This is a genomic window from Sphingomonas sp., assembly GCF_965227385.1.
Lineage (GTDB): Bacteria > Pseudomonadota > Alphaproteobacteria > Sphingomonadales > Sphingomonadaceae > Sphingomonas.
The window spans coordinates 578,778-597,235 of record NZ_OZ245750.1 but is presented as its reverse complement, the minus strand read 5'-3'; the positions used below and the strand labels follow the sequence as shown (position 1 = coordinate 597,235).

The following is an 18,458-nucleotide window of genomic DNA, read 5'->3' as shown; positions in this document are numbered from 1 at the left end:
CCATGCTCAGTTTCCCGGAATCCAGTTTTGGGGGATGACGTCCGGGACCCCCTCGCTGCGGTCGGGCATTTTCCAGCGGATCGACATTGTCATCGCGCGGCATGGCGTCGCGCGTCCAGCCGCCTCGGCCGGAACATAGCTTATCCCGTCGATATCGCGGGCCACGACGTCGTCAAACAGGATCGGCGGGACCGCGATGATCGCGCGCGGCGTGCGCACACTGCCCGACGCATCGAGATCGAACTCCAGCGTGGTGCGACCGGTCATCTCAGCGATCAGCCCCTCGGCGGGATAGTCATCATCCGATATTTCGATGCTGCGCAGCCGTGGCGCGACGGGCTGGGCCGCGCACAGGTCGCGCGGCAGCCCGGTTTCGCGGATGCGGGCTGCGAGCGTACCGTCTTCTGCCGTGCGGGCTGCGCTGACGCGAGCCAGGCGCATGGCGGCGATCCGCGGGTCGCCGGCGGGAAGGGTCTTGCTGGCGCGCGCGATCAGGTCCGCGCGCATGGCATCGAGCTGTGCCGGCTCGACGCTATCGGCGGTCTTGGTCAGGATTGCATAGGCGATGGAGGGATCGACCTTAGCGATATAGGTGCGGAAGGAATCGGCCATGATCCGTGCCGATTCCTCGCGCGAAGACGCGTTCACGGCACGGGCGAAGGCCGCAAAGTAATGCGCATCGCGCGGCAGGAAGGCTGCTGTGTCGCCAGCAGCCAGAAGCACGCGGTCGAGCCGGTTGCTTAGATCGACCAGGCGGGTGGGCGGGATATCGCCCGCTTCCATCAGCCGCGCCTGACTCAAGGTATTGAGGCGCATGAGCGGTCCCAGCAGCAATGGACTGTCTGCGCCATAGCGGGCGGTCATCGCGTCGACTTCCTGCGACGCGGTATTCAGCCGCTCCTCGCCGGTTCCGCTGAATCCGAAGCGCGGGAACAGGCCGCGCTGTGCCATGAACACTGCAGCAAGCTCCCGATCAGCGGTGGACGCGATTGCCTCCTGAGCAGGACCGGAACGGCAGCGCAGCCGTGCAATGGTCGCGGCTGTGTTCAGCTCGCCGCTTGGGAGTACCTCGGCGGCGTTCACCCCGGACAGAAAATAGGGAACCACGCCCGGGCGGCTGGCAGCGATCGCCGAAATGCGGGTGGCGCCGCTCAGACTGTCGCGGTGAAGTGCAACGGTGACATGATCGGCCGGGGTAACGGCGGTGCCGCATGGGGGCAGGGCGGCAGACAGCTGCTTCGACATGGCGCTGACATCGGGTTCGGTTCGGGTAGCGGCGGCGATCATCGCCAGCGCGCCGGAGCGCCTGCCCGCCCGTTCCTCGACCATCGCCATCAGCGCCGCTGCGCGAGCGGGGGCCGATGCGGCAACGGGGGCGGTCGTCGCGCTCATCCATGCGTGACGCACCTTGGTCCCGGCGGCGGGAGACCCGGTGAGCAGCGCTGCACGCGCGTCGAGTAGCGCCCAGTCCCACTCGGCTCCCGCGTCGGCGGCGCGGATGGCGGCCGCGCCCGACAGCGCTGTTACGGCCGCCGCCGGATCGGTGGCCAGCAGTGCATCGATCCGCAGGCGGTGCGTCGCGCCCTGTGCGGTCGCATCGGGGAGGTCGCGTAGTGCGGCATCGATCAGCGGCAGCGCGGCCTCTGCCTGACCGATCAGCAACAGCGCGCGCGCCAGATCGAGCGCCAGTTGGGCACGCGTCTTCGCCGTGTCGGCGGCGGGGCCGGCAGCCTCCAGCCAGGACAGAGCGGCGCGTGGCTGCCCGGAAATAAGCAGGAAGCGCCCGATGCGGTGGTTGAGATATGGGTCGGGGACGGGTTTGTCCCCGGACGGCATCCGCGCGGCGATGAGACGATCGAGGCTGGCGGCTGCGGCTGTCAGGTCGTGTACGGCGAGTTCTCGCTCGAAGGCCTGCTCGAGCGTTGGATCGGCAGCTGGGGTCTGTGCTCCGGCGGGCAATGCCCCCGCCAGTGCCGCGACGAAGGTGATCCCGATCCCGATCCGCACACATGCCCCCCGGCCTTGCGGCCTGAAATGTGAAAGGGCCGCCCCCAAAAGGGGCGACCCTCTCGATGTTCGCGAACTACCTTGCCGCCATCAGAAGCGGAAGGTGACCGACCCGCGATAGGTCTGCGCCGACAGGTCCGAGCGCAGGAAGGTCGAGTCGGCCGAAACCGACAGATCGATCGCGCCCGTGCGGAAGGTCAAACCGCCCGACACTTCGCCCCAGTCCTTGTCCTGCCCGTTGAGCGCGAATGCGACGTTCGCCCCGGTACCGCCGACCAGATTGGCCGCGACGCTGGCCGGACGATCGCCGAACTCATGGACATAGGTGGCGGTGACGAACGGACGCAGGCCGGCAGATTTGCCCGCCACCGTCAGACCGGCACGACCCTGATAGCTTTCATAGTCGTTGCGATCGATATCGAGCGCCATCGGGCCGCCCGATTCCTGCGCGCTGCCGAAATCGATCCAGGTGGTGCGCCCGGCAATGCGCGGGGCGATCTCAACGGCATCATTGCCCAGGTCGAAGCCCAGACCAAGCTCGGCACCGACGATCATCGCGCTGTCGCTGGCGCGCAGCGTGTAGGGCGTGCCGACCAAGGTGGCCACCCGCTGGGTCTTGACCCCCAGCGCGCCCGCCGTGACCTGACCGTCGAGTGTGACACTGCCAAAGCTCTTCTTGGCGTACAGCGTACCCTGCACCGCCTCGCCCTTCGCGCTCTGGCCACCGAACGACGCGGTCCCATCGGTATCGGTGTAGGTGAAGGCGAAGCCGATCAGGCTGGTGTCGCCGAGCGACGCTTCCAGACCCGCGCCAACATACCAGCCGTTATAGCTGTCACGTCCGGTCATCCCGCTCATCGCCGCGCCGTCGCCGTTGAGATAGCCGCCTGAGATGAAGCCGCTCATCGTTTCGGGCAGTGCGCCTTCCTGGACCACCGGCGCGGTGGCATCGCTGCGCACCGGGGCTGCGCCCATCGTCGGCATCAGGTTGAGCGCGGCGACCTGCACCGGACGGCCATAATGCGCCAGCGAGCCGCCGAGGTTGGCGGGATCGAGGCCATTGAGGCGGTTGCGGATGAAGGTCGAATTGGCGTCGGTGGTGGCGATGCCGAGCGTCTGCGCGGTCGTCTCCGCGGCCGGCGCCCAGCTGCCGAGCGTGCTGATGATCGTCGATGCATTCTGCAGGTCGAGCGGACCATAGAGACCGTCGAACTTCGCCTGCTGGCTGCGGTTCTGGTCGAGCAGGCGTGCCCAGGCGGACCCGACGACGTTCGAAGCCGGAACGACGCTGGCATAGGTTCCGGCCGTGATCCTCAGCACGACCGAATTGGTCGAGTAGGTCACCGTCGGGGTCAGGATCGCGCTGATCGCTGCCGGATTGGCAAAGCTGTTGGTGATCCCGCCCTCGGCCGTCAGGATCGTGAAGCTCTGATTTGCGCGAAGCGTCTGGTCGAACGTGAGCGACAGCGTTCCGCCGAGGTCGGCGGCGCCGTTCGCGCCATTGACCCGGCGCACGACGATCCGGTCCGACGCCCCCCCGGCCAGATTGACCATGTAGCGCGTACCCGACGCCAGCACCAGATTGCCGTTGAAGGTCAGCGTGCCGATCGTGGTCGCCGTGCCGGGCGCGAACACGCCCGCCGCGCTGGTGGTGTACGGGGAATAGATCTGGCCATTGCCCGACACGCCGCCGGCCAGAATGAACAGATCGCTCGGCGTCCGCAGCGTCCCGTCGACGTTCAGCGTGCCAATCACCTGCGTCATGTCCATCAGCGAGGTGAGCGAGCCGGTGGAGGTGATGTTGAGCCCGGCCTGAACCCCGCTGAGGGTGAAGCGATCGACCACCACCGCCGTGTTCAGCGTGGTTGTGCCCGCAGCGGACAAGGTCACGTCGAAATAGCGCGGCATGACGCCGTTCTCACGATCGCCATCACTGTTGTTGGGCACGAAGCCGGTCGCGCCGGGCAGGCCGTTGGCGATGGTCGGCGCGGGCAGCACTGCGGCCGGCGCATCCGCCTGCGGCGCCAGCGCGCTCGCCGATGCCGTTGCGGCACCATTGGTCAGGCTGCCGACGCTGGCGGTGTCTGCCGCATTGTTGGCGCCGCCATCGGTTCCGATCGGACGCACCGTCCCGGTATAGGTGTCAGTTGCGAAGTTGTAGCAGTCGCTGAACCCGCCATTCGCCGGCCCTTCGATGCACGCTTCACCGAACTTGCCGCCGGTGCCGGCATTGGCCTCGCCCGGCGTCGTCGGGACGCCGGTGACCAGCGTGCCATTCGGACCGATGATCTGATAGCTGGGATCGGCGGTGCTGATCCAATTGGCCGAATCGTTCCAGTTGCGGTTGCCCGCGACGTTGGTGACATAGCGATAGGGATTGTTCGCCGCGATCCAGTCCCAATACAGATAAAGCGGCTGATAAAAGCTTGCCGTGCCATAGCCGTTGGCCGGGGCGCCGTTGAAGAAACGGGTATAGCCGCCCGACAGCACGCCGATCACCACCTGACGCGCATACTGATTGTCGAGGATCAGCGGGCCGCCCGAATCGCCGCTTGCGGTGATGCCTTCATTGGGTTGGGGATTATCCCGCCACGCGTTGAAATCGCGCGGATCGGCGCCCGCCGTGCCGCGCCGGGGGTCGTCGAAATCGATCCAGTAGAGATTCTGCGGCAGTCCGCCGCCGCCGCCAAAGATGAACCCCTCGAAATCGTCGATCGAGGCGAGCGCACCGAGCATGTTTTCCGCCGCGCGACGGCGAAAGTCGCTACCGGTCGATCCGGTCGTTCCGGTGCCGTTGCGGCCATAGCCGGTGATGTCGACATGATAGCCGGTGCCGTTCGCGCCGCCGGGCGTCTGGGGCAGCGGCGAGAACAGCAATGCCCAGGTCGGGATCCCCTCCGCAGGCGTGTCGAGCGAGGCGAGCGCGACGTCGCCATAGAGGAAGCTGTTCGCCTCGGGCTCCAGCGACAACGGGTGATAGGCGACCGCGTTCGCATTATACATGTAGCGACCAGGATTGGTCTGATAGGCCGCGCCGCCGCCGATGCCATTGAGCCAGCCGCCAAAGGCGCTCGCACCAGTGGCATTGTTGTTGCTGCCAAAACCGAAGCCGATCGCGGTGCCGCCGCTGTTGGCGCCATAGTCGCTGGCAGCGCGCGAATTGACGCAGTGCGCCGCGAAGATCACCGTGCGCGGGTTGATCAGCGTGCCGGTGCACAGTCCGATCGTGCCGTCGTTATTGTCGATGATCATCTGGCCGACGCCATTGACGTTGACCGGGTCGAGTGCGGTGGTCGGAGTGCCGGGGGCGCCGATCACGATCTGCGGTTCACGTTCGATCGTGTCGACGCTGATCGTCTGCGCGGCGCGCTGGAACACGTAACGGTCATTGGCCATGCTGGCTGCACTGGCGGAACCGCCCTGTGCCTCGCGCTCCGACTGGGCTTGATCGAGCAGCGTCAGGCGCTGGTTCGACGCCGGTGCGTCGCTGGCGAATGCCGGCGCGGTGATCGCGCAAAGGCCAAGACCTGCCACGGACAACATCAGTGATGCGCGGGTCGTGCGAGCTGGTTTCATTGTTTCCCCCATCGGTTTCTGCGACCGGGACCCAATGCCCGGGCGATGATGCGATAAGGCTATGATACTTTATGGGTACGTCAATAGACGAACCTCAAAAGCCCGGCATATCATCGGTTTGCGATGCATCGATGCAACAGATGTGCGGTGGGGCAGTGTATCGACGGACATGCGCCAACGAAAAAGGGCGGCCCCGCGGGACCGCCCTTTCGCAAATTCGGACTGCGCCGAGATCCGATCAGCGCTTCGAGAACTGGAAGCTGCGGCGTGCCTTGGCCTTGCCGTACTTCTTGCGCTCGACGGCGCGCGGGTCGCGGGTCAGGAAGCCGGCGGCCTTGACCGGGGCGCGCAGCACCGGCTCATACTTGGTCAGCGCCTGGGCGATGCCGTGCTTGACCGCGCCGGCCTGGCCCGACAGGCCACCGCCCTTGACGGTGCAGACGACGTCATACTGGCCGTCACGCTCGGCAACGCCGAACGGCTGGTTGATGACGAGACGCAGCGTCGGACGCGCGAAATAAACTTCCTGATCGCGACCGTTGATCGTGATCTTGCCCGAACCCGGCTTAAGCCACACGCGGGCGACGGCGTCCTTGCGGCGGCCGGTCGCATAGGCGCGGCCGAGCTTGTCGATTTCCTGCTGGCGCAGCGGGGCGGTCGAAACCACGGGGGTCGCAACGCCGGCTTCGGCGGCTTCGGAAACAGGTGCGCCGTCAGCGATCGCACCCAGATCGGAAAGGGACTGGCGATTGTCGGACATTATGCGCCCACCTTGTTCTTGCGGCTCATGCCGGCGATGTCGAGGACCTGCGGGTTCTGCGCTTCGTGCGGATGCTCGGCGCCCTTGTAGATGCGCAGGTTGCGCATCTGCTGACGGCCCAGCGGGCCGCGCGGGATCATGCGCTCGACCGCCTTTTCCAGAACGCGCTCGGGGAAACGCCCCTCGAGCACCTTCTGCGCGGTGATTTCCTTGATGCCGCCGGCATAGCCGGTGTGCTTGTAGTACACCTTGTCCGCCAGCTTCTTGCCGGTGAAACGAACCTTGTCCGCGTTGATGACGATGACATTGTCACCGCAATCGACGTGCGGGGTGAAGCTCGTCTTGTGCTTGCCGCGCAGGACGTTGGCGATGACGACTGCAGCGCGACCGACGACCAAACCTTCGGCGTCGACGATATGCCACTTCTTTTCCACCTCGGCCGGCTTTACCGACTTGGTGGTCTTCATGAGCGCCTTCATGGGGCCAGACCTCTTGGGTTTAAATGAATGACGCCGCCCCTTGCCAAACAGGCGCAGGACGGCGCGAACGGCGGCCAATTGACGAAATGGGACGCGGAAGTCAAGCAAATGGCGGGATTGCTGACGGGTATCTGAATACCTTATCGCGTAATTCGGGTCACGGTTAGTCGTTCGGATTGCAGGCTGCCGTCCGGAGCCAGCGTCTCGACCTGCTCGCGGCTCTCGACGACCAGCCCGGTGCCCGGCTCGATCCGGCGTAGCGTTTCGAGCGTGATCGCCGCGCTGGCGCTGCCTTCCTGCGTCGTTACCGCGATTGGGCCGGTGGCGCTGACCGACACCTCGATGCCATCGCCACGCGTCCGCACGGCGCGCAGCCCGTCCAGCTCTGCCTTGCCATAGATGGAGGTGGCCGGGACGCGAACCGCGCGTGGTGGGGCGGGGGTGGCCGCCTCGGCGACCAGCTCCGGCGCGATCAGCGGTGTGACGAGCGAGGCGATCATCCGGCGCTGCGCGGCTTCGGGCTGGGCCGCAAGCGCGGCGACGATCGCGCGGACACGGGCGGCGCGTTGCCGGGTCTCCGGATCGGATCCGGTCGGTGCCAGCGCAGCCATGCCATCGACCACCGCCCGCCAGGTCGCGGGCAGGTCGTCGACGCTGGTCACCGCGCCTGCACGATCAAGGTGCAGCACCACCGTGCGCCCGGCCAGCCGCGCAAATCCGGAGCGCAGCAGTCCGGCCGGATCGCTGTCCTCCTCGCCGGGAGCTGCCATATCCAGCGTCACCGCCACGCGATAGCCATCCGGCGCCGCGGCGAAGCGGATCGTTCGGCGGGCAACGAACCGGCGGGTGACGGCACCCTCGCTCCGCACCGTTTCAGTGGTTATCGTCAGCGGCCGGTCGACGGGCGGTGCAAACACAGGCGCCGCTTGCGCCGCCATCAACAGGAAGCCGGCAATCACCGCGTCTCGACCCGCACCCAGTCGGCAGCTGCATCGCCCGCCGCCACCGGCCAGATTTCAATCACCGGCAGATCATAGCTGTGCTGAACGGCGATGGCATCGACGAGTTCGCGGGCAAGCTCGGGCGTGGTCTTGAACAATGCGCGATGCTCCTCACCGCGCTCCACCGCGCCCTGCCAGCGATAGATCGAGCGGCACGGCCCCAGCAGGTTGACGCATGCGGCTAGCCGCGCCTCGACCATCGCATACCCGATCCGCTCCGCCTCTGCCGCATCGGCGAATGTTGCATGGATCAGCGCGATGTCACTCATCCGCGATAGCCGCGCACGCGCCGTCCAATGACATGAACGCCCCATGCGGTAGCGATGACCAGCAACGCCCCGACAAACTGGTGCAGCACGCCCAGCGTGATGTCGACGCCGCTCATCACCGTGGCGATGCCGAGCAGGATCTGCACGCCGAACGCGCTGTGGATCGCGACCGATGCCGAACGGCTTCCGGCGGCGCGGGCGCGGCGGGCGAGCAGAATCAGCGCCACCACCGCGACCCATGCCCACCAGCGGTGGATCCAGTGGATCATCGCCGGATCGTTGATCGCAGCGTCGAGGACGGAGCGCACCCCCAGCACTTCGGACGGGAAGACCTTGCCGTTCATCAGCGGCCACTCATTGGTCACGAGGCCCGCGTTCAACCCGGCGGTGAACGCGCCGTAGAGCAGCTGAATGAACAGGATCACGGCCACGCCAAAGCCGAAACCGTTGAGCTTTGCCGGACGATAGCCCGGATCGCGCGCGAGCTGGCGTAGGTCGAGGATCGTCCAGGTCAGCGCGGCAAGGATGAACAGCGCCAGCAGCAGATGCGCGGCAAGACGGAAATGGCTGACATCGGTCCGTTCGGCGAGGCCGGAACTGACCATCCACCATCCGATCACGCCCTGCAGACCGCCCAGCACCAGCAGGCCGACCAGCCGCAGGCCATAGCCCGGCGGGATCGCCCGCTTCCACGCGAACCACAGCAGGGGGGCGGCAAAGGCAAAGCCGATCACCCGCGCCAGCAGGCGGTGGATATATTCCCAGAAATAGATGAACTTGAACGCCGCCAGGCTCATCCCCTGATTGATCTGCTGATATTCGGGGATCTGCTTGTATTTCTCGAATTCCGACAGCCACGCCGCCTCGGTGAGCGGGGGCAGGATGCCGGAAACCACCTTCCATTCGGTGATCGACAGACCCGATTCGGTCAGGCGGGTGATCCCGCCGACAACGACGATGAGGACGATGAGCGTGGCGACGACCGTCAGCCAGTTGGCGATGGCGCGCGGGCGGATGGGATGGCTGAACTCGGACACGAACTCAATCTATGCGGCGGCAACCACAAATGCCAGTCTTCGTCGCGCATGTGATGTTGTAACTTTTCCGGCATCGCTCTATATCGCGCGCATGGCACAGCTGCTCGCCCCCCGATTCTGGGAACAGGTCGACATGCGCTTCGACCGCGTGGCGATCGGGCTGTCCAGCCTGTGTCTGGCGCATTGCCTGGCGACAACGGTATTGCTGGCGCTCGCTTCGGCGGCGGGGTCGCTGATGCATCCGCTGATCCATGAAGTTGGGCTGGTCGCGGCGATCCTGTTCGGCATCGTGGCGCTGGGCCGCGGGATCCTCAAGCATGGCTATATGATGCCGGCTGCGGTCGGCGCGTTCGGCCTCGGTATCATGGCCGGCGCGCTGACGCTGGAACATGGCGGGCCGGAGATCGTGTGGACGGTGATCGGCGTCGCGATCCTGGCGCTGGGCCATGACCTCAATCGCCGGGCGACCTACTGACCGCACGCTTGCTCCGGTCAGTGTGGCAGCCTACATTCGAACCATGCACGCGCACGACCATCACGAACATCACGGGTCCGACCTGACCGCCGCCGCTCAGGCCACGCTGGAGAAAGCGGGCGAGCAGTGGACGACGATGCGCGCATCGATTTTCGAGGTGCTCGCCGGATTCGACAAGCCTGCCTCCGCCTATGACATCGCCGAGGCGGTGTCGAAGCGGGAAGGGCGGCGGGTCGCGGCGAACAGCGTCTATCGCATCCTCGACCTGTTCGTGTCGTCGAACCTCGCGCGGCGGGTCGAAAGCGCGAACGCCTATGTCGCAAATGCGCATCCCGATTGCCTGCACGACTGCATCTTCCTCGTCTGCGATTCGTGCGGCAACACCACGCATCTGGACGACGATACGATCACGCGCACAGTCCGTTCCGCCGCGCAGGGCGCCGGCTTCTCGCCCGTGCGCCCGGTGATCGAGGTGCGCGGCAAGTGCGCCGACTGCGACTGAAGCCACCACGTTGAACCCGGTCGAGCTCGCCGCGGCGGCGCTGGGGCTGATCAACGTCGCGCTGGTAGCGCGGCGCAGCCTGTGGAACTACCCGTTCGGCATCGCGATGGTTGCGCTCTACTTCTTCGTGTTCGCCGACGCGAAGCTGTACAGCGACGCGCTGCTGCAGATCTTCTTCCTCGTGATCCAGCTCTATGGCTGGTGGAACTGGAGCCGTAGCGACCGGGTCGATGACGGGGTCACGGTGGGCCGGCTGGCCTATCCCGCGCGGGTCGGATGGATCGTCGGCACGGCGGCGGTCAGCATCGCCTGGGGCGCGGCGATGGCGCGCTTCACCGATGCCGCCGCGCCCTATGCCGATGCGGCGGTGGCGGGGATGAGTGTCGCGGCGCAAATCCTGCAGTCGCAGCGCCGCTTCGAAAGCTGGCTGCTGTGGATCGCGGTCGACATTCTCGCGGTCGGGCTGTTCTGGAGCCGGGGCCTCTATCCCACCGCGATTCTCTACGCGATCTTCCTCGGCATGGCGGTATGGGGGCTGTTCGCGTGGCGGGCGAAGCTGGACGTCGCGCAGTGAAGCGCGGTTTCCTGCTCGGCAAGTTCATGCCGCCGCATGCGGGACATTTGACGTTGGCACGCGCGGCGCGGGCGATGGTCGACCGGCTGACCGTGCTGGTGTGCTGGCTGCCCGACGACCCGATTCCGGGCGACGTGCGGCTGGCCTGGATGCGCGAGCTGCTGCCCGATTGCGACGTGGTCGGTCATGGTGCGCTGGTGCCCCAGGCGCCCGAGGACAGCTCCGATTTCTGGCCGATCTGGCGCGACATCGTTCGCGCCGCGCATCCCGATCCGATCGATCTGCTCTTCGCGGGCGAGGGATATGGAAAGCGGATGGCCGAGGAAGTTGGCGGGCTGTTCGTCCCGCTCGGCGGGCGGATCATGGCGGCCGATCCCGACGGCATCGGCGGCCTGTCGGGCAGCGCGGTGCGCGCCGACCCCTGGGCGCATGCCGCGTTCCTCCCCGGCCCGGTGCGCGCGCATTACACGCGCACGATCGTGCTGCACGGCGTCGAGAGTACCGGCAAGTCGGTGCTCGCCGAGCGGCTGGCGCGCCATTTCGGCACCGTCTGGGTGCCCGAATATGGCCGCGCACAGGCAGAGGTGCACGGCGTCGAGATGGACGCTGCCGACCTGACCCTGATCGGCAATGCGCAGACCGCGATGATCGCCGCATGGAAACGCTGGGCCACCCGCTTTCTGTTTGTCGATACCGATGCGCTGATGACTGCCGCCTGGGCGCGGATGATGCTCGGCGCTGTGCCAGACACGCTGCTGAACCATCCCCGCGCGGACCTGTACCTATTGCTCGAACCCGATGTCGCCTGGATCGATGACGGGACGCGGATCTATGGCGCGGATGCCAGCCGGGCGCAGTTCGCCGATTTCAGCCGCGACATGCTCGACAAGGCTGGCGTCCGCTGGCGCGCGATTCGCGGCGACTGGGACGCGCGCTTTGCCGCTGCCGTCGCCGCGGTCGAGGCGCTGGAGCGCGGTTGACGCCGCGTCACCGCCGCATTCACGCATCCCTCAGCTTTTGCTCATGACCCGGTCCGGTCAGCGGTGTCAGCCGTTGGACAGGTTCATTGCAGTGGAGTAAATGCGGTCGAATGTCTGAACTTCCCACGACGCCGCTGCTCGACACGGTCGACACGCCCCACGACCTGCGCAAGCTCAAGCCGACGCAGTTGCGCCAGCTCGCCGATGAATTGCGCGCCGAAACGATCAGCGCGGTCGGTACCACTGGCGGCCATCTCGGCTCCGGGCTTGGCGTAGTCGAGCTGACGGTCGCGATTCACTACGTATTCAACACACCCGACGACCGGCTGGTGTGGGACGTCGGCCACCAATGCTACCCGCACAAGATCCTGACCGGACGCCGCGATCGCATCCGCACCCTGCGCATGGGTGGCGGGCTCAGCGGCTTCACCAAGCGCAGCGAAAGCGAGTATGACCCGTTCGGCGCGGCGCACAGCTCCACCTCGATCTCCGCGGCGCTTGGCTTTGCCGTCGCCAACAAGCTGGCGGGCACGCCGGGGCGGGGCATCGCCGTGATCGGCGACGGCGCGATGAGCGCGGGAATGGCCTATGAGGCGATGAACAACGCCGAACAGGCCGGCAATCGCCTGATCGTCATCCTCAACGATAACGACATGTCGATCGCGCCGCCGGTGGGCGGGCTGTCGGCCTATCTGGCCCGCGTCGTGTCCAGCTCCGAATATCTCGGCCTGCGCAACCTCGCCAAGAAGATCACCGGTCGCATCTCGCGCCGCCTGACCAGCGCAGCGTCGAAGGCCGAGGAATATGCCCGCGGCATGGCGACTGGGGGCACGCTGTTCGAGGAACTGGGCTTTTATTATGTTGGCCCGATCGACGGTCACAATCTCGACCACCTCATCCCGGTGCTGGAAAATATCCGCGACGCCAAGGAAGGCCCGGTGCTGCTCCACGTCGTGACGCAAAAGGGCAAGGGCTATGCCCCGGCCGAGGCGGCGGCCGACAAATATCACGGCGTCCAGAAATTCGACGTCATCACCGGCGCCCAGACCAAGGCGCCTCCCGGACCGCCAGCTTACCAGAATGTGTTCGGCGAGACGCTGGCCAAGCTGGCCGAGACCGATCCGCGTATCTGCGCGATCACCGCGGCAATGCCGGGCGGCACCGGCGTGGACAAGTTCGCCAAGGCGCATCCCGACCGCAGCTTCGATGTCGGCATCGCCGAACAGCATGCAGTGACCTTCGCCGCGGGCCTCGCCGCACAGGGCATGCGTCCGTTCTGCGCGATCTACTCGACCTTCCTGCAGCGCGCCTATGATCAGGTCGTCCACGACGTCGCGATCCAGAATCTGCCCGTGCGCTTCGCGATCGACCGCGCCGGTCTGGTTGGCGCGGATGGTGCGACCCATGCCGGCAGCTTCGACGTTACCTATCTCGCGTCGCTGCCCAATTTCGTGGTGATGGCCGCTGCCGATGAGGCGGAGCTGGTGCACATGACCAGGACTGCGGCGGAATATGACGCCGGGCCGATCGCGGTGCGTTATCCGCGCGGCAATGGCGTCGGCGTCGAGATGCCGGCCGAACCGCAGGTGCTGGAAATCGGCAAGGGCCGCATCGTGCGCGAGGGCAAGACGATCGCGATCCTGTCGCTCGGCACCCGCCTCGCCGAAGCGCTCAAGGCCGCCGACATGCTGGAGGCCAAGGGCCTGTCGGCCACCGTCGCCGACCTGCGCTTTGCCAAGCCGCTCGACGAAGCGCTGATCCGGCGGCTGCTCACCACGCACGAAGTGGCGGTGACGATCGAGGAGAATGCCGTCGGCGGGCTCGGCGCGCATGTGCTGACGATGGCCAGCGACGAGGGGCTGATCGATGCCGGGCTGAAGCTGCGCACGATGCGTCTGCCCGATCGCTTCCAGGATCAGGACAAGCCCGAACTGCAATATGACGAGGCCGGCCTGAACGCGCCGCATATCGTCGAAACGGTGCTCAAGGCGCTGCGCTGGAACGAGGCCGAGGTCGGCGCGACCGCCTGATCCCGGGCGCGTGATCATCGGGCGGTGTCGGCTAACGCCTGCACCGCCGTTCCCCCGGCGAGGATGATTAACACGCGCGCGATCGCCTTATGAAACGCGCATCATGATGGATCCCAGCCCGCTGCCTGTCGCAGTTCGGGCCAAGATGAAATGTGTGACGTTGGCGAAACTCCGCACGTCGCTCAGAAGATGATCATCGTTAGCGCGACGGGAAAGATTCGTGCGCGCCGCCGTCCGAATGGCGCCCCCCATCCTATCATAGTCTGGACGTCTGCCCGTCATTTGATGGCGGCCGACGACCTTGTGTGAAGCGGGCCTTTTGACCCGCAATCTGGACTGAAGGTGGGCACGACAGAATGACGAAGTATTTTCTCCTCCTTGCCGCCGCGCCGCTGGCACTTGCCGCGCCGGCGCACGCTCGCGATGCCGATGCGTCCGAGCCGAGCGCGGCGCAGGGCGCTGGACCCAAGAAGGAAGTGTTCTCAACCGGCGTCGCCAAGGGCCGCGACCGGCTGGACCAGGCAACGTCGACGAGTGCGATCCGCGGTGAAGAGGTGCACAAGCTCGAGCCCGGCTCGGTTGCCGAAATCGTGCGCAATATTCCGGGCGTGCGTGTCGAGGCGTCTTCGGGTGTCGCCAACAACAGCTACACGATCCGCGGCCTCCCGCTCGCGTCGATCGGCTCGAAATATCTGCAGTTCCAGGAGGACGGCCTGCCGATCCTTGAGTTCGGCGACTTTTCATTCACCGGCGCGGACATGTTCCTGCGGGCCGACGCGACGCTGAACGCGGTCGAAGCGATCCGCGGCGGATCGGCATCGACCTTCGCGTCCAACGCACCGGGCGGCGTCATCAACTTCATCACCAAGTCGGGTGAGGAACAGGGCGGCTCAATCCAGGCGATGACCGGAATCGGCGAGGAACTGTACCGTCTCGACTTCACCTATGGCGGTCGCCTGAGCGACACGCTGCGCTATCAGGTCGGCGGCTTCTATCGCGAGGGTGAAGGTCCGCGCGCGACCGGCTATACCGGCTATCGCGGCGGCCAGATCAAGGCCAACATCACCAAGGAACTGCCGAACGGCTATATCCGCCTGCACGGCAAGTATCTCGATGATAAGGTGCCGACTTATTATTTCGCGCCGCTGCGCGTGACCGGCACCAACGACAAGCCGAAGTACGAGAACGTCCCGAATTTCGACATCACCCGCGATACGCTGCTGTCGCCGTACATCCCGACTCAGGTAACCCGTGACGGCAACAATGCGGTGCGTTCGTTCGACCTGACCGACGGCATCAACCCGGTGGTCAAGTCGGTCGGGCTGGAGGCGCAGTTCGACGTCGCCGGGTGGACGGTGACCGAACGCTTCCGCTTCGCCGACATTTCCGGCCAGATGCTTCAGACCTTCCCGTTGACCATCGCCCCGGCAGCCGCGCTGGCACCGTCCTTCGCCGGCCCCGGTGCGACGCTCAGCTTTGCCACCGGCCCGAATGCGGGGCAGGCGATCAATCCGCTGACGCTCAACGGCAATGGCCTGCTCGCCACGTCGCTGCTCATGAACCTCCAGCTCAACAGCCTGGACAACATGACCAACGACATCCGCGCCAGCCGGGTCTGGAACCTCGGCGACGGCAAGCTGACGGTCACTGCGGGCTTCTACAAGTCGCGTCAGGCGATGGATACCGACTGGCTGTTCACGTCGGTGATCCACGATGTGCATGGCGAAGGGCGGACTGCGCTGGTCAACCTGACCACGGCGACCGGCGTGCCCCAGACGCAGAATGGCGTGTTCGCCTACAGCGCGCTGCCGGCCACGTCGGCCTATCGCCGCCGCTACGACGTCAATTTCCACACCAACGCACCCTATGGCTCGCTGAACTATCATATCGGCAAGGTGGCGATCGGCGGCAGCATCCGCTTCAACAGCGGCAAGGCGGAAGGGTCGATCTATGGCGGCGAACTGGGTGGCGGTCGTCCGGTGATCGTCCCGTTCGACATCAACGGCGACGGGGTGATCTCGGCCGCGGAAAGCCGTTCGGGCTTCCTGCCGCTGACCAGCCCGGCCCCGGTCGATTTCGACTATGATTTCATCAGCTACTCGGCGGGCGTCAACTATCGCGTTGCCGAGGAACTGGCGCTGTTCGCGCGGTACAGCCGCGGCGGGCGCGCTGGCGCAACCGGTCCGCTGTTCAGCCCGGCGCACGATCCGGTGACGGGCGCACTGGTCGATCAGGCCGACGCTTACGGCCTGGTCAAGCAGGCGGAAGGCGGCGTGAAGTATCGCGAGGCCAACCTGACGCTCAACCTCACCGGCTTCTGGGCCAGCACCGACGAGCGCACCGCGCAGATCAACACCAGCGCCGGTGGCGTGACGCAGGTCGAGCGCATCTATCGCACCTACGACGCCTATGGCGTCGAGTTCGAGGGCGGTTATCAATATGGTCTGTTCAGCGTCACTGCCGGTGCCACCTGGACCAAGGCCGAGATCGCCCGGGATCAGTTCAACGCGGCAGTCGTCGGCAACACGCCGCGCCACCAGCCCGACCTGATCTATCAGACCACGGCGCAATATGAGGACAAGCGCTTCACCGTCGGTGCCAACATTGTCGGCACCACCGGCAGCTATGCTCAGGACAGCAACCAGCTGCGCCTGCCTGGCTACACATTGGTGAATGGCTTCGTGCAGTTCCGACTGACCGATGCGGTGGAGCTGGGTGTGACCGGGACTAACCTGTTCGACACGCTTGCCCTGACCGATGTCAATCAGCCGGCGATCCCGGCCAGCGGCATCGTCACGGCCCGCGCGCTCAATGGGCGCACGGTCGCAGCGTCGGTCCGTTTCTCCTTCTGACCATATGGGTGCCGGGACCTCCGTGTTCCGGCACCCGCCTGACACCAGTAACTTGAGCCGGAAGCCGAACTTATGCTCAAATCCCTGAAGATCCCGCGCAAGCTTGGCCTCTCTTTCCTGATCATCTGCGCATCTGCCGCGGTGATGATGGCGGTGTTCTTCTCGAACATCTCCATGATCCGGTCGGTGACTGACGCGAACAGCGCGGCACAGAGCCGATATGCCAAGGCGCTGGCGCTCGAAACCGCATTGCTGCGGCAGAACAGCCAGATGCGCGGTTATCTTGTCACCGGGGACAAGACCTATCTGAAATCCTATGACGAAGGGCGCGTCGATTACGACAAGGCTTCGGCGGAGCTTGAGGCGGAACTGACCGATCCCAAGCTGCGTGAGGCGGTGCAGGTCTCGCGCAAGGAAACGCTCGACTGGCGCGCCAAATGGGGTGACCGGCTGATCAAGCGCGTCGATGGCGGTGACCTTGTCGGCGCGCAGGCCGAAGTTCAGGCAGCGGGCAAGGCGGTGCTGGTCAGCGCGGCCGTGACGCCGCTGCGCGACGTGCGCGATGCCGAAATGGCGGCGATCGAAGAAGGCATGGCCACCCAAAAGGCGGCGATGGACACTGCGACCACGGTCCTGATCGTGGGCGGCATCGGGCTGATCGCCCTGGCCATCGGTCTTGCCTGGCTGCTCAGCCGCGCCATTGCCACGCCGATCTCCGCACTGACGGGTACGATGAGCACGCTGGCGTCGGGTCGCAACGACGTCGATGTCGACGGCACCGATCGTTCGGACGAACTGGGCGACATGGCACGCGCCGTGCTGGTCTTCCGCGACGCCGCGATCGCCAAGCAGGCAACCGACGCCGCCGCCGCCAAGGCCGAAGCCGAGCAGAAGATGGTGGTCGAGATCGTCTCGTCCCAGCTGTCCGAACTGGCCGGCGGCAATCTGACCGCACGGATCGACGCCGATTTCCCCGCCGATTATGCCGCAGTGAAATCCAACTTCAACGCCGCCGTGACCAGCCTGCGCGGCCTGATCGCGTCGGTGATGGAGGCGACTGCCTCGATCCATACAGGATCGGGTCGCATTGCCGAAGCGTCGGAAGATCTTGCCCGCCGGACCGAGGCGAATGCCGCTAGCCTGGAGGAAACCTCCGCCGCGATCGTCCAGATGGACCAGCGGCTCAAGACGACCGCCGCCGCTGCCGGCCAGACCGTCGAGCGCGCGAACGGCGCGATCGGCACTGTCGCCAATGGCCGATCGGTGGCCGAAGGCGCGGTCGCCGCGATGGGCCGCGTCGCCGACAGTGCCAAGGGCATCGACAGCGTGATCGAAGGGCTCGACAAGATCGCGTTCCAGACCCGCGTCCTCGCGATGAACGCTGCGGTCGAGGCGGGGCGTGCGGGCGAAGCAGGCCGTGGCTTTGCCGTGGTCGCGGATCTTGTCTCGGCGCTCGCCATGCGCGCCGAGGAAGAGGCCGGGCGCGCGCGCGACCAGCTGACCGCGACCCAGACCGACATCGTCGCCGCCGTCGAAATGGTGCAGAAGGTCGACAGCGCCCTGGTCGATATCTCCACCGACGTGAGCGAGGTTCATTCGCTGCTCGACCAGATCGCGCAGGACAACAACGCCCAATCCTTTGCGATCACAGAGGTCAGCTCCGCGATCGGGACGATGGACCAGTCCACGCGTCAGACCAGCACCATGGTCGAGCAAAGCTCGACGGCCGCGCGCGAGTTGGTGAACGAGGTGACGCATCTGGCGGATCAGGCGGCGCAGTTCACCGTCGATGGCGGGCGCAGTCCGGTGCATGCGATGCAGAACCGCGTCGCCCGATCGATGTCGGCGGACATGTGGGCGGCATAATCGAACAGGGCAGGCGCCCGGTTCCAGTGAAGCGTAGGCCGGCGTTCGCG

At 66.1% G+C, this 18,458-nt stretch carries 14 protein-coding genes; 7 read left to right on the top strand and 7 right to left on the bottom strand.

Annotated elements, in window-relative coordinates:
- Positions 1-6: 6 nt before the first annotated feature.
- From ACO05N_RS02770 to ACO05N_RS02740, 7 genes are all read right to left on the bottom strand, one after another.
- Positions 7-2,007: a hypothetical protein gene (locus ACO05N_RS02770; RefSeq protein ID WP_422055676.1), complete on the bottom strand. Its 2,001-nt coding sequence runs from the start codon at positions 2,005-2,007 to the stop codon at positions 7-9.
- Positions 2,008-2,097: 90 nt separating this feature from the next.
- Positions 2,098-5,550 carry an autotransporter domain-containing protein gene (locus tag ACO05N_RS02765; RefSeq protein WP_422055675.1) on the bottom strand — a complete coding sequence of 1,151 codons (3,453 nt, stop codon included), beginning with the start codon at positions 5,548-5,550 and terminating at the stop codon, positions 2,098-2,100.
- A 271-nt stretch (positions 5,551-5,821) separates the two neighbouring features.
- A complete protein-coding gene (rpsI, locus tag ACO05N_RS02760) occupies positions 5,822-6,343 on the bottom strand; it encodes a 30S ribosomal protein S9 (RefSeq protein ID WP_422055674.1) in 522 nt (173 codons plus the stop codon).
- Positions 6,343-6,822 carry a 50S ribosomal protein L13 gene (gene rplM / locus ACO05N_RS02755; RefSeq protein WP_066656288.1) on the bottom strand — a complete coding sequence of 160 codons (480 nt, stop codon included), beginning with the start codon at positions 6,820-6,822 and terminating at the stop codon, positions 6,343-6,345. The genes rpsI and rplM overlap by 1 nt, the downstream gene beginning before the upstream one ends.
- 140 nt (positions 6,823-6,962) lie before the next feature.
- Entirely contained in the window at positions 6,963-7,739 is a 777-nt protein-coding gene (locus tag ACO05N_RS02750) for a hypothetical protein (protein WP_422055673.1), read from the bottom strand.
- A gap of 38 nt (positions 7,740-7,777) precedes the next feature.
- Positions 7,778-8,092, bottom strand: a complete 315-nt coding sequence (gene cutA, locus ACO05N_RS02745; protein ID WP_422055672.1) for a divalent-cation tolerance protein CutA — start codon at positions 8,090-8,092, stop codon at positions 7,778-7,780.
- Positions 8,089-9,129, bottom strand: a complete 1,041-nt coding sequence (locus tag ACO05N_RS02740) for a COX15/CtaA family protein (RefSeq protein WP_422055671.1) — start codon at positions 9,127-9,129, stop codon at positions 8,089-8,091. The genes cutA and ACO05N_RS02740 overlap by 4 nt, the downstream gene beginning before the upstream one ends.
- Before the next feature lie 91 nt (positions 9,130-9,220).
- Between ACO05N_RS02740 and ACO05N_RS02735 the strand changes: the two genes are divergently transcribed.
- The 7 genes from ACO05N_RS02735 (at position 9,221) to ACO05N_RS02705 (ending at position 18,408) form a co-directional block, all read left to right on the top strand.
- Positions 9,221-9,604, top strand: coding sequence for a MerC domain-containing protein (locus ACO05N_RS02735; RefSeq protein ID WP_422055670.1), 384 nt, complete (start codon positions 9,221-9,223; stop codon positions 9,602-9,604).
- A 43-nt stretch (positions 9,605-9,647) separates the two neighbouring features.
- On the top strand, positions 9,648-10,106 hold the full coding sequence (locus tag ACO05N_RS02730; protein ID WP_422055669.1) for a Fur family transcriptional regulator: 459 nt from the start codon (positions 9,648-9,650) through the stop codon (positions 10,104-10,106).
- A gap of 10 nt (positions 10,107-10,116) precedes the next feature.
- Entirely contained in the window at positions 10,117-10,680 is a 564-nt protein-coding gene (gene pnuC, locus ACO05N_RS02725) for a nicotinamide riboside transporter PnuC (protein ID WP_422055668.1), read from the top strand.
- A complete protein-coding gene (locus tag ACO05N_RS02720) occupies positions 10,677-11,660 on the top strand; it encodes an AAA family ATPase (RefSeq protein WP_422055667.1) in 984 nt (327 codons plus the stop codon). The genes pnuC and ACO05N_RS02720 overlap by 4 nt, the downstream gene beginning before the upstream one ends.
- 110 nt (positions 11,661-11,770) lie before the next feature.
- A complete protein-coding gene (gene dxs / locus ACO05N_RS02715; RefSeq protein ID WP_422055666.1) occupies positions 11,771-13,690 on the top strand; it encodes a 1-deoxy-D-xylulose-5-phosphate synthase in 1,920 nt (639 codons plus the stop codon).
- Positions 13,691-14,046: 356 nt separating this feature from the next.
- Complete coding sequence (locus ACO05N_RS02710; protein WP_422055665.1) at positions 14,047-16,542, top strand: TonB-dependent receptor; 2,496 nt, start codon at positions 14,047-14,049, stop codon at positions 16,540-16,542.
- Positions 16,543-16,614: 72 nt separating this feature from the next.
- A complete protein-coding gene (locus ACO05N_RS02705; protein WP_422055664.1) occupies positions 16,615-18,408 on the top strand; it encodes a methyl-accepting chemotaxis protein in 1,794 nt (597 codons plus the stop codon).
- Positions 18,409-18,458: the final 50 nt, after the last annotated feature.